The organism is Providencia sp. PROV080 (genome assembly GCF_033688105.1).
GTDB classification, from domain to species: domain Bacteria; phylum Pseudomonadota; class Gammaproteobacteria; order Enterobacterales; family Enterobacteriaceae; genus Providencia; species Providencia zhejiangensis.
This window is the reverse complement of the sequence record NZ_CP096346.1, coordinates 131,813-145,093: the sequence shown is the minus strand read 5'-3', so window position 1 is coordinate 145,093 and position 13,281 is coordinate 131,813. Positions and strand designations below refer to the sequence as shown.

The window sequence follows — 13,281 nt, the reverse complement described above, 5'->3', positions numbered from 1 at the left end:
TATTGTAGGGCAATAAGGGTATCGATAATTGTGAAGATTTCACGGCCTAATCGAAGTATGAGGATGGATATGCTCGTCTTACTTCACGTTGCTGTGTTTTGTTAAACGATGGTAATACATGGATTTGTGACTCAGCTGCACCTCGAATTATTTAGCTTAAAATAACTAATTTTTAGGTAACAAGCTAAATTAAAGGCATAGTTTGCACTCTCATTGTGCTTTATACTGCAAGCTGTAATGACATCATTAAATAGGCGGTAATGGCGATGAATGGAAAAATCACAACGTGGTTTGAAGATAAAGGTTTTGGGTTTATCAAAGATGAAAACGGCGATAACCGCTATTTTCATGTGATTAAGGTCGCCAATCCTGATTTGATTAAGAAAAATGCAGCGGTCACCTTTGAGCCAACAACAAATAATAAAGGGTTATCGGCTTACGCTGTTAAAGTGATACCTGAAAGCAAGTATATTTATATTGCTGGTGAACGTATTAAGCTGACATCTATTAAGTCTTATAAGGTTTACAGTGAAGAAGTCCCTGCTGACACAGGAATTAATAAAGAAAATACCGTATTATCTGTAGGTGCTTTAATGAATAGTATTAGGCCAAAATCAGAGATTAAAGCGGGTGATATGCGCTCATTAAAAAAATTGGCGATCACCACGTTACATGGCACAACGCTGATCTTCTCAGAAGATGAAATAGATATTGATGAAACGGTAAAATTGATTAAGTAACCGGTTTTTGATGCTGTTTTTATACTGAATAGGGCGGTAAGGTATGTTGGAATTTTTAAAAAATTACGATAACTTAACAATTAGCGAAAAAAAAGTCTTAAAATATCTTACCGATAATATTACTGATATCCCTTATTTAAATATTAATGAATTAGTGGCTAAAACCTTTGTCTCAAAAACGGTGATCATTAACTTATCGCAAAAATTAGGGTTTAGTGGTTTTAAAGAGCTTAAATTTCAAATTAATAATTATATTCTCAGCAAGAATAAAACAGAAAAAATAACCCCGTCATCTTACAAAAAACAACTAGAAAGAAACATTAATAAAAGTTTTACATTGATCAATGAGGAGCAAATTGCTAATTGTGCCAAAACGTTGCGTCATTCTAGGAACATTTTTATTGTTGCTAGGGGAACAAGTAAAGCGGTAGGTTTTTATCTTGAACATATGTTGTTTGCACTGGGACTTCATTGCTTTTTTATTAATGATTACAACCTTTCTGATTCATTCACACGCTTAGTGACCAAGGACGATACAGTGATTTTTATCTCTCTGTCTGGGGGAACAAAAAAAATCATTGAAACCGCGAAGATTGTGCAGTTAAAAGAGGCAAATATCATTAGTATGACTGCATTTCATACCAATGAGCTTACTAGCTATGCAGATAATACTCTATTTTGTTTTTCAGATAGTTATGACACGAAGATCGATGATACTAAATCCAGAACCGGCTTTTTTATTTTAGTTGACTTATTGATCAATGAATTAGAGTATTTGCTTTAAAATAAGCTGCACTTGTCATATTTCAAAATATCCTGCTTTTCGTTAAAATATAGTGACTACGTTGATTTGTTACTTATCGACATCTCGAATTGCTAAAGTATCAATAAAGTTAAACGAAAATTTTTTCATCTACAGAAGTTGCCTATGTATTTTTTATTATATCTACTTAACTTAAATAATTTTAACCATTATTTAATCTGAGCAACAATATTATCCCTAGACTATTTAAAGTAAATTTTTTTCATATTGTAAAAAATAAAATGACCCAGGTCATAATTAATGACCTAAGATAATATTTAAAACCGCAACATCATTTATTTTACTCGATCTCCGATGCTAGTATCCCTTTTATACTCGTCATACTTCTAGTTGCAGCGTTTTCTAAGCACATAGCGATTTTTTTGCTTGTCGCTTAACTGCATCTCGAATTATTTAGAATATATTTCATATTCGAAGTCATAAGGAAAAAAATATGGCCAAAAGAAAGTTTGGTGAATCAATTCAACGTTTTGGGAGAACCTTACTTCTTCCAATCGGTGTTTTGGCGCCCATTGGTATGATTTTGGGTATCAGCGGTGCTTTAGTTCAGACCTACATGATAGCTCGGTTTCCTTTTCTGGGGAATGAGACCGTTAATGCGTTATTAGTCAGTATTCGTTCAATTGCAGGTGTTATTTTTGACAACATCCCGCTCCTTTTCGCAATGGGGGTGGCTTATGGCATGAGCTTAAAAGATAAAGGCATTGCTGTTTTTGCCTCTGTCGTTGGCTACCTAACATTAATCATAACCATTAATGTCTGGCTAGTACTGACAGGTAAGCTTGCTGACCCTGCCATTATGACTCAGGTTGGACAAATTAAGGTGTTAGGCATACAAACCATGAATATTAGCGCCGCAGGCGGGATAATCACTGGATTAATTGCTGCTTGGGCGACCGATAAATTCTATAACCTTGAGTTACCGACTGCATTTGCCTTCTTCTCAGGTAAAAAATCTGTCTCGATTATTATGATTGGTTTAATGATCGCAGTGGGTGCTGTCTTACCTTTTATTTGGGAAATTTTGGTTCTTGGCTTGATGAAATTATCCGCCGTGATCCTCAGCCCTGTCGGACCATTCTTTACTGCGGGTGGTGAACGACTCTTTATTCCATTTGGCTTACACCATGTTTGGAACGTTTTATTTAGATTTACAGAAGCAGGTGGTTCTTACGTTATTGATGGACAGACGTTTGTCGGTGTTGTTCCTGCCATGACGGAAGTGTTATTCAAACAAGGACCAAACAGTGAATACTGGGCGATGATGCCAAGCCTGACTCGTTTTATGGCTCAACAGCAGATGTTAGTGACCTTGTTCTTATTCCCTGCTATTGCCTTAGCCATCTATAAGACATCCAAAAAAGAGAACCGTGCTGAAGTTAAATCAATGCTGGTGACCATGGTCTTAACAGCCATGTTAGGTAACGTGACCGAACCATTAGAATTTACCTTCGTCTTTATCGCACCTCTTTTATATTTAGTTTATGCAATCATTGTTGGTATTGGTGCAGTTTTACTCTCTTTAGCAGGTGTTGCAATCGGCTATATCCGAGGAACGGTGTTTGACTTTACTATCTTTGGCTTGCTGTATGAACACACGAACTGGATCTTCTTAGTTATTATTGGAAGCTGTTTAGCTGTTGTAACTTACTTTATCTTCTACTGGGCGATCATCAAATTTGATATCAAAACACCAGGCAGAGAAGAATCAAGTAATTTGAAAAATACCTTAATTAAAGAAAAACGCTATGGCGAGATTGCAGAAAAACTGATTAACGCTTTAGGCGGTAAACAAAATATTCGTCATGTTGATAACTGTATTACCCGTATGCGTATTGACGTCGCAGAAGTGAATCAAATTGATAAAGAGTTAATGTTGGAATCTGGTTGTACTGCATTCTTCTTCCCATCGGCAAACCATGTCCATGTTGTCTATGGTCCAAAAGTTGAGTTTGTTCGTAATGCTGTTGATGAAGCAATGAAGAAATAAAGAAGGGATACAAAATGAGAGCGTTATACGATTCTAAAAGTAAAACGATTGATGACCGTGGAATAAAAGACCTGTTATCGAATGAAGCCAAATATTCAACTTGGTTAATGTTTGAATCAATGCTAGCTCAGGCTCAGGCCGAACTTGGTTTTATTCCTCAATCAGCAGCGGATGAAATTAAAGAAAAAGCCGTTATCGAAAATATTGATTTCGAAGAAATGAACCGTATTTATCAAAAAATCGGTCATGGCTTTGTACCTTTTTTAAAAGTACTGGTAAATGCTTGTTCCGAAGAGAGCGGTAAATATATCCATTATGGAATTACCACGCAGAATATACAGCAGAGTTCACAGCTGTATATGATGAAGACGGTACATCATAAGTTTATGTTGCTGTTAGGCGAGATCATTGAAAACTTATCTAATTTAGCATTGAAAACCAAATCGATGGTAATGCCAGGAAGAACCCATGGCCGCCATGCGATCCCGATTACCTATGGATATAAGGTTTCTGTCTGGATCAGTGATTTCATTGATTGTTATCAACGCATGCAAGAATGTGAAAAGCGTGTATTTACTATCATGATGGGTGGTGCTGTTGGGGCATTTAACTCAATGCCGGGTGTCGGCTTAAAGGTACAAAAAAGGGTTGCCGAGTTAGTGGGCATGGAAGCGATGGAAGTACCATCAAGAAACCTTAGTACCCATAAATTAGAATATATGGCTAACTTAGCGTTGATGGCTAACATCTGTCATAAAATTGGTGAAGAAGTTTATAGCACAACATTGGAAGAAATCGCTGAGGTTTCTGAAGGGTTTACTAAAGGCACCGTGGGTAGCAGTACCATGCCACATAAAATTAACCCTAAATTAGCCAAAGGGATCATTGCTAACTCACAGAAATTGTATTCCTTGCCAAGTGTGGGTATGTACTCTGCGGTAAGACCATATGAAGGGGATAGCAGTTCATACATGCTGTTTGATGGCCTAATTGAAGAAGCATTAGAGCTCACTACGGAGATCTTGTTGAGAACCGAAGAGCTGTCTAGAACTATTGTGCCTCATGAAGAAAGAATGCTACATAACGCCCTCAGAAATAAAGGATTAGATAATACTGAATACGTTATGATGAAAATGGCTGAAAAATTGGGTAAAGATAAAGCTCACTCACTACTCTATGACGAAGCGATTAAAACCGCTGCTGATGGTGAGGATTTTTATACGAACTTAACTAAGAATGAGATCATTTCAGCCACATTTAGCAATGATGAAATCAAAGAAATGTTAGACCCTCGAGCTTACATTGGTTTGTCTGTTGAAATTGCCGAGAAAGAAGCAAAACGTGGGTTTGCGACTGTGCAAAAGATTCAACAACATTATAAATAAACCATAATGTTAAGAATAAATAATATATTAAATATTATTTGCAATCTCTAATAAATATGGTCGTCTTTATATCCATAAGTAAAGACGACCAATCATGACTTAAAACTCACACTGGCCACATTATCAAACTCCCCTCCAACTCCCCCCATGTAGTCGGCATACCACTACATCATTTCCCTGCACCTTTTCATATACTAAGCGTGATTATACGTACCACGGATCGCATTCTTATCGATATGTGCAAGCTAGGTTTCAATCCATGCTGAATGAAATCCCTTTTCATGCAGAATCGTACTCATTGTGTCGGGAAGCCGTACCCTGTTAGCCTTTCTTTATATCCCAGCAACTCAATAACCTGATTCACGCTTTCTTTGTTGATCGGCTTTCTATGGTCGTTACGACCTATAAATACGAGTTCATAATGTTCTGATAACGGCTTAAGTGAATTACATAGCTCGTTCGGCTGTTTTGATAACGGTACAACATGCGCTCGCTTCATTTTCATGACTTCAGCAGGTATCTCCCAAATCTCTTTTTCTAAATCAATATCCTGCCAATGGGCAAAGCGGAGTTCTTGCGGTCGAACAGCCGTTAGCAAAATAATTTTAGTCGCAGTTTTGGTGATCACATTATCAGAACTGGCTAACTCGCTTCACTCTCATTTTTCTGGTTACACCAAATGAAAGTGAAGTCCGAGTCTATCAAATACTGTATTTGAAAATGAGTCGCTCATAATAAAGTTTATTCATGAAAAACATCAGTCATTTCAGATTAATCTTTTTTATGTCGAATTCATCAAATTATTTTATATTTAGTTTGTTATTTGCCTACCCTTAATGTTAGCTTAAGTTAAATATATCACATTTGATTTGGCAGCGCTTGAAGTTTGGTTATCCAGCGTAGGCCATGAAAAGCCTCAAAAGGACATTCAATGAGCCTGATGGATACAGTTAAACGCACGTTTCAATCTCATAATCGTTATCACTTAAAAATACAAGATTGCCAATTTACGCTGGATGTTGAGCACTTCATCGGTCGAGAAGCGATTAGTGAAACTTACCGTTATCAAATTACCTTTACTTCCACCGAGAAAAACCTGCAAGCGCAACAATTTCTTCGTCGTACAGCCCATTTTACTTTTTCATCTCCCACCATCCCATTGACGGCTTTAAATACACTGGATGAACCACAAAAGCATATTCATGGAGTGGTCACCCATTTTAAACGGCTTTCCGGTTCAGCGGATGAAGCACAATACCAAATTGTGATTGAGCCATTCGTATCGCTACTACGCCATCAAATGCGCTCTCACCGCTTTTTCCTCAATAAATCGGTGCCGGATGTCATTGACCTCATTTTACGTGAGCATGACATGAAAGGCTGGGAGTTTGAGTTTCATTTGCAACGCCAATACCCCAAGCGAGAGCAAATTAACCAAATCAATGAGAGTGATTGGCAGTTTATTGAACGTTTACTCAGTGAAGTGGGGATTTTCTACTCCTTCAGTTTGCAGCCGGATACCAAAACCGAAGTTATTCATTTTGGGGATAGCCAGCGTGCCTATGTGTATGACCTCAAGCTGCCCCTCAATAGCCCATCAGGGATGAATGACAATGGCGTGGAAAGTGTGTGGGAGTTATCACTATGCCACCAAGTGGTGGAACGCAGTGTGACCACCAAAGATTATAATCACCGCCAAGCGATGCAAACCTTGCAATCCATTGAAACGGACATGACGCGAGGTGAAGGGGATGACATCAACTACGGGGATGTGTATCACTATAAACCCCGCCACCTTGAGCGCGGTGAGAAATACCAACCCGAGACCGAAACCGCCCATTTTTGGTCACGGCTAGACCATGAACGCTTTCTCGCACGTCAAACACTGCTGCGAGGCAAAAGCAATTCACCACGCTTAACGCCGTTGATGATTTTTAAAGTCATCGATAGCCAGTTGCCGTCAACCTTACCCACGGATTTTCAATCCGAAATTTTAATCACGCGATTACGCTTTTCAGGCAGTCGCAGCAGCGCGTTAGTGATTCAGTTTGATGCCGCGCCGTACACCGAAGCATTGTGTTGGCGACCGACCTTGAAGCCGCGCCCTGTAATTGCAGGGACTTTGATGGCGCGCATTACCAGTGCCAAATCTCATGATATTTACGCTCATCAAAATGAGCACGGGTTTTATTGGGTCAAATTCGATGCCGACCGTGATGAAAAACCCACGGGATATGAAAGCATGCCCGTGCGGCTAGCAAAACCCTATGCGGGCGATACCTACGGGATGCACTTCCCATTAATTCAAGGGACTGAAGTTGCAGTCGCGTTCCATGAGGGCGACCCGGATAGACCGTATATCGCCCATGCGTTGCATGATTCCCACCGCCCCGACCACATCACTGACAAAAACAATACCCGCAACGTCATTCGTACTCCGGCGAATAATAAGCTTCGCATGGAAGATAAGCGCGGGGAAGAGCACATCAAGCTCAGCACGGAATACGGCGGTAAATCGCAACTCAATTTAGGGCATCTGGTTAATCAAGGGCGTGAAAAGCGCGGTGATGGCTTTGAGCTGCGAACCGACAGCTGGGGGGCGATACGTGCGGGGAAAGGGCTGTTTATCAGCACCGATTTACGCACTAAAGCCTCTTCAGAACAACTGGATATGCGCGAAGCCAAGCAACAACTGGATGATGCGTTGAACCTAGTGAGCTCCCTACGGGAAGCAGCCGAAGTCGCAAAAGCAGAGCTGGCCGATTTAAACGCCCAGCAAACCTTACTCACCCAATCGATTCAAGAACTGCAACAAGCGGCGCTATTACTCAGTGCGCCCGCGGGTATCGCATTAACCTCCCCCAAGACCGTACAGGCGAGCAGCGGTGAAAATATCACCTTGACCGCCCATAAACAGGCCGATATCTCAGTCGGTAAAAAAATCACCTTAGCAGCAGGCAAAGCCATCAGCTTGTTTGCTCACACCCTAGGAATCAAAGCCTTTACCGCGAAAGGCAGGGTAGAAATCCAAGCGCAAAGCGATGAAATGCATTTGACCTCACTCAAGGACATGACGGTCACCAGTACCGGCGGCAAAACGGTCGTCGCGGCTAAAGACGAGCTATTGCTGACCTGCGGTGGCGCGTATATTCGTTTAAAAGGCGGGCAAATTGAGTACGGCAGCCCCAGTAATCAAACGGTGAAAGCGACCAACTGGGTGGTTGAAGGCCCTGCGTCTATGGATGTCACCCATCCACAATTTCCACAATCAATGCCAAAACAAACCTTGCGCTTTCAACTGAGTGCATCACCGCAGAGTGCGATGATGAGCCGTGCGTTTGAGCCCTATACACTCTATGCCAATGGCGCACTATTGACGCAAGGCGTCACGGATGAACATGGCAATATTCAGATTGAGCATGATGTTTCGATAGCAAAATACCGTGTTGAACTGATGGATGGTGAAAATTTTGATATTCACCTACAGCCAGAAAAGGATGAGCCTGATGAAGAGGATGTGGCCCAACAAGGGTTTAGAGTGATTGAACCACCACTGAACATGATGGATAAAAGCGAAGCTGGATTACCGCATAAAAGTGTCTTCCATCGGCTTTTAAATCCGCTACTCAATCCCGATGACACCACAAAATAAGGAACGTATTGTGAACATGAAGAAGACCACTCAAACCATCAATATTGTCCCGCGTGTGGGAACCTGTGTTGTCTTAACGCCCCAATGGTTTGCCAGTGGCGAATACTCACCGCAACAAACTGGATTTGCGCCACTCATCAACGGTGAACGTGCGTTTAAAGCCTTAGCCTCTGCCATCGAGCAAGCCAAGCACAGCATCAATATCATTACATGGGGATTTCAATCCTCCATGTACATTACCCGCGGGGGAACCCCCAAGCGCTTAGGGGATTTACTCAAAGAAGCGGCGGAGGTTCGTAACGTCAAAGTGCGTGTTCTGGTGTGGTTTACCCAACTCGGGCAACTCACTGACCCGAATTTTCCTGGCTACGGCGCCTTTAAAACTCAGAGAACGGAAAAAGATATTTTTGGGGATTATGTCCCAGGCTATGGTGCGGACGGCGTTAAAACCAGTGTGCTGACCGATGCAGATTATGAATACGATAAAGAGTGGCATTATAACGTCAAGAAAAAGCTTATCGGCAAAGGTAATCTGATTGTTGAACACCGTGAAATGTCATGGGGTAAAGACCGAAAAGAAGCCAATCAGCGCTTTGACCAGATGAAGAATGAAAATAATAACAAAGAGCTTGATGATTTAATCGCAGCACTGAGTAAGCAAGAAAATGATGATGCGATACAACAAGCTAACGATAAATTAAAAGAGCATTATCCTGACCCTTCGTCACTTCAAAAACTCCTACTCTCAAGATACCCCACCCATCACCAAAAAGTGGTGGTGATTGATTATCAAGAGCCTGAAAATGCCGTGGGGTTTGTGATGGGACACAATATGCTTTCGGCATATTGGGATAAAGATGACCATCAAGGTATTCAGGTTAGAGCGTCCGAAGGACGGGATGGGGAAACCCCGTGGCAAGATAATTCATCCTGTGTCTGTGGTGGGGTCGTTTCCCATCTTTATCATAACTTTGTAGAAGCATGGGAAAAAAATATTGGGCCCGAGCCAGAACTCAATCAGTACAGCACCATGAGTGCGGCACAGCATTGTTTCAGCCGAGAAAAAATGAACGCGCTTAACCAGCGATTAGATTTAGACCCGAATTTTCCCTTAAAACCGACCATGGCTCAAATTTGCCGCACCCAGCCTCAAAACAACTGTTTTGAAGTGGAAACTTTGTATAACAATGCCCTGTGTTTAGCGCGTAAATATATCTACATGGAAAACCAATATTTTCGTTACCCTCCGTTTGTGGCAAAAATCAAAAAAGCCATTGAGGAACGCCAAGCTCGGGGGTATGACAAACCTCTATATCTGTTTGTGATCACCAACTCGACCGAAGAAAAGGCTTTGCAATCAGGAAGCTATATGACCTACCGCATGTTAGAAGCCCTAGGTCGTCCTGATGTGGTGCCTAATTACCACCGTAAAGCCCATCCAGAATTAGAAAAAACAGCGCCGGTAAACGCCAAACACATTGAAGGCTTAAAAGTACATGTGTGTAGCTTAGTCTCACCGAAGCCAGATCCATTAAAGCCGTCATTATGGCAACCGGTGTATGTTCACAGTAAGGTGATGATGGTGGATGATGTTTTTTTAACCCTTGGCTCCAGCAATATCAACTTGCGCAGTATGCGCTTTGACAGCGAGCTCAATATCGTACTGCAAGACAGTGATCCAATAGGGCTAATTCCCCCAATGCGCCGACACTTGTGGCAACTGCATACAGGAAAGGCAACGGATGATCCAGAGCAAACATATAGATATTGGAATAGTATTATCAGTGAAAATAAAGATAAAAAACTTAATAACTTAAAACCAATTTCTTCCTTAATTGAATTTTTAGATGAGAACACATCATGGTCAGCATTAGATTAAGGCAATCATTGAATTCGACCCGTATTTTAACCATTTGCGTTACTGTTTTTTTTCTTTTCGGCTGTGGAGCGAAACCTAAAATGAATGATAATTTAAAAAACTTTCAATTTATCTGTACGCAAGAAAAAGATCGTTTTCCCCCTTTCGATCCTGAAGCTGATATGTGGTTTAAGGAAGCACGGAGTTTAGAAAAGCAGAAAGGTAAAAAAGATTATGCTCGCATTGGTTCCCTGTATCGTCAAGCAGCCATGAAAAACCATATTAAAGCCATGGGGAATCTACAAGCGCTAATAGCTGCGGGTTATGTAGCCCCAGCACAAGGTCAATTCAGGCAACAAGAGGTCATTGACCTTGTTGAACGGTTAATCAAAATGGATATTCCATTTGGCTACTTCATCATGGGCACCTATTTACAGCGAGGCTATGGCGTTGAACAAGATACTGAAGCCGCATTCCAATACATGCTTAAAGCAGCTGTGATGGGAAACCCTGATGCACAATATGTCATTGGAGAACGATTCATGGATGCCACTAAGCCACAATCTTATCGACTAGATTTAGGTCAAGCAATGCTGTCGTGCTCTGCGGAACAGGGATATACAAAAGCTGCTTATACCCTAGGAGTAAGCTATAAAAACAAAGGTAATTACTCTCGAGCACTTTATTTTTTCCAAAAATCTGCAGAATATAGCCATGAAATAGGGGCTTATAAATTAGCCAGTATTTTTAGTACAAATGACCCAAATAATGAAATCGATTATACAGGTCAACAAATCGATCCTGAACGCGTTAGACGTTATAAACTGATTGAACAAGAATTGAGTAATAATCCCTACGCTAAATTCCCTGATATCAATAAGATTGTCCCGTTGCCACCTGCTGAACTCCCTGAATGGGATGGCACGTTTGAATATCAAAAAGAGCCACAATAATGCAAAGCCATATCATGAAATATAGGCAAATATTGGGTGGAATATTGATGGTCGCATGGCTATCCGGCTGTGCGACTAACACCAAAATAAATGACAATTTAAAAAACTTTCAATTTACCTGTGTGCAAGAAAAAGATCGTTTTCCCCCTTTCGAGCCCGAAGCCGATGCGTGGTTTAAGGAAGCTCGAAATTTAGAAAAGCAGAAAGGTAAAAAAGATTATGCCCGTATTGGGACGCTATATCGTCAAGCTGCCATGAAAAATCACGTTAAAGCCATGGGGAATCTACAAGCGCTGATAGCGGCGGGTAATGTAGCCCCATCACAAGGTCAATTTAGACAGCAGGAAGTGATTGAGCTTGTTGAACGTTTAATCAAAATGGACATCCCGTTTGGTTACTTTATTATGGGCACCTATTTACAGCAAGGGTATGGCGTTGAGCAGAACTCCGAAGCCGCCTTCCAGTACATGCTTAAAGCGGCAGTGATGGGTAATCCTGATGGTCAATATGTGATAGGACAACGTTTTATGGATGCCACTAAACCACAATCTTATCGACTGGATTTAGGGCGTTCTATGTTGGCATGCTCTGCTGAGCAAGGATATGCTAATGCTGCCTACCGTCTAGGTATGAATTATTGGGTGGCAGACAATAACTATTCAAAAGCGCTTATATATTTTCAACAAGCAACTCAATATGGAGATGAACGAGGTGCTTATACATTAGCCGATGCTTTTAATACTAATGACCCAAATAATAAATTAGATTATTTAGGGCAAAAAATCGATCCTGAGCGCGTTAAGCGCTACCAGAAAATCCATGATGAATTAGATAAAAACCCCTACGCTAAATTCCCTGATATCAATAAGATTGTCCCACTACCACCAGCTGAACTCCCTGAATGGGATGGCACGTTTGAATATCAAAAAGAGCCACAATAATGCAAAGCCATATCATGAAATATAGGCAAATATTGGGTGGAATATTGATGGTCGCATGGCTATCCGGCTGTGCGACTAACACCAAAATAAATGACAATTTAAAAAACTTTCAATTTACCTGTACGCAAGAAAAAGATCGTTTTCCCCCTTTCGATCCCGAAGCTGACATGTGGTTTAAGGAAGCTCGGAGTTTAGAAAAGCAGAAAGGTAAAAAAGATTATGTGAAAATAGGTTCTCTGTATCGTCAAGCAGCCATGAAAAGCCACGTTAAAGCTATAGGAAATCTGCAAGCGCTGATAGCAGCGGGGGATGTAGCTCCAGCGCAAGGGCAATTTAGACAGCAGGAAGTGATTGAGCTTGTTGAACGTTTAATCAAAATGGGCATTCCCTTTGGTTATTTCATTATGGGAACTTACTTACAGCAAGGGTATGGCGTTGAACAGGACTCAGAAGCCGCCTTCCAGTACATGCTTAAAGCTGCCGTGATGGGAAATCCTGATGGACAGTATGTGATAGGTGATAAATTTTTATATCGAAATACCCCATCATTTAGATTGGATCTTGGACGTTCTATGTTAGCGTGCGCTGCTGAGCAAGGATATGCCAAAGCTGCCTATGAACTCGCATTAGATTATAAAAATGAAGACAATAATAAATCTTTATATTATTTTCAATTATCAACCAAATATGGATATGAGAAAAGTGCTTACAAATTAGCTAAGATTTTCAATACAAATGACCCAAATAATCAATTAGATTATTTAGGGCAAAAAATCGACCCAGAACGCGTTAAGCGCTACCAGAAAATCTATGATGAATTAGATAAAAACCCCTACGCTAAATTCCCTGATATTAATAAGATTGTCCCATTACCACCTGCTGAATTACCGGAATGGGACGGTACGTTTGAATATAAAAAACAGGTTGAAGGACAATAAT

At 40.9% G+C, this 13,281-nt stretch carries 9 protein-coding genes and 1 pseudogene; 9 read left to right on the top strand and 1 reads right to left on the bottom strand.

Going from position 1 to position 13,281, the window contains the following annotated elements:
• Positions 1-260: 260 nt before the first annotated feature.
• The 4 genes from M1F03_RS00615 to M1F03_RS00600 all read left to right on the top strand — a co-directional run bounded on the left by M1F03_RS00615 (position 261) and on the right by M1F03_RS00600 (position 4,938).
• Positions 261-740, top strand: coding sequence for a cold-shock protein (locus M1F03_RS00615; protein ID WP_154622039.1), 480 nt, complete (start codon positions 261-263; stop codon positions 738-740).
• A gap of 43 nt (positions 741-783) precedes the next feature.
• Positions 784-1,524 carry a MurR/RpiR family transcriptional regulator gene (locus M1F03_RS00610; RefSeq protein WP_154598569.1) on the top strand — a complete coding sequence of 247 codons (741 nt, stop codon included), beginning with the start codon at positions 784-786 and terminating at the stop codon, positions 1,522-1,524.
• Between the two features lie 472 nt (positions 1,525-1,996).
• Positions 1,997-3,553 (top strand): PTS transporter subunit EIIC, encoded by a 1,557-nt coding sequence (locus tag M1F03_RS00605; protein WP_251464848.1) that lies wholly within the window; start codon positions 1,997-1,999, stop codon positions 3,551-3,553.
• A gap of 14 nt (positions 3,554-3,567) precedes the next feature.
• Entirely contained in the window at positions 3,568-4,938 is a 1,371-nt protein-coding gene (locus M1F03_RS00600) for an adenylosuccinate lyase family protein (RefSeq protein ID WP_154623533.1), read from the top strand.
• Positions 4,939-5,135: 197 nt separating this feature from the next.
• Here M1F03_RS00600 and M1F03_RS00595 read toward each other — a convergent pair.
• Positions 5,136-5,569: pseudogene (locus M1F03_RS00595) on the bottom strand (tyrosine-type recombinase/integrase); the annotation flags it as partial.
• A gap of 300 nt (positions 5,570-5,869) precedes the next feature.
• Here M1F03_RS00595 and M1F03_RS00590 point away from each other — a divergent pair.
• From M1F03_RS00590 to M1F03_RS00570, 5 genes are all read left to right on the top strand, one after another.
• The gene (locus M1F03_RS00590; RefSeq protein WP_251464847.1) at positions 5,870-8,590 is read left to right on the top strand and encodes a type VI secretion system Vgr family protein; all 2,721 of its coding nucleotides are present in this window, start codon (positions 5,870-5,872) and stop codon (positions 8,588-8,590) included.
• A 16-nt stretch (positions 8,591-8,606) separates the two neighbouring features.
• Positions 8,607-10,469: a phospholipase D-like domain-containing protein gene (locus tag M1F03_RS00585; RefSeq protein WP_251464846.1), complete on the top strand. Its 1,863-nt coding sequence runs from the start codon at positions 8,607-8,609 to the stop codon at positions 10,467-10,469.
• 80 nt (positions 10,470-10,549) lie between these two features.
• Complete coding sequence (locus M1F03_RS00580) at positions 10,550-11,401, top strand: DUF6396 domain-containing protein (protein ID WP_251464845.1); 852 nt, start codon at positions 10,550-10,552, stop codon at positions 11,399-11,401.
• Positions 11,401-12,342 carry a DUF6396 domain-containing protein gene (locus M1F03_RS00575; RefSeq protein WP_251464844.1) on the top strand — a complete coding sequence of 314 codons (942 nt, stop codon included), beginning with the start codon at positions 11,401-11,403 and terminating at the stop codon, positions 12,340-12,342. Before M1F03_RS00580 ends, M1F03_RS00575 begins: the two co-directional genes overlap by 1 nt.
• On the top strand, positions 12,342-13,280 hold the full coding sequence (locus M1F03_RS00570; RefSeq protein ID WP_251464843.1) for a DUF6396 domain-containing protein: 939 nt from the start codon (positions 12,342-12,344) through the stop codon (positions 13,278-13,280). The genes M1F03_RS00575 and M1F03_RS00570 overlap by 1 nt, the downstream gene beginning before the upstream one ends.
• Position 13,281 lies beyond the last annotated feature (1 nt).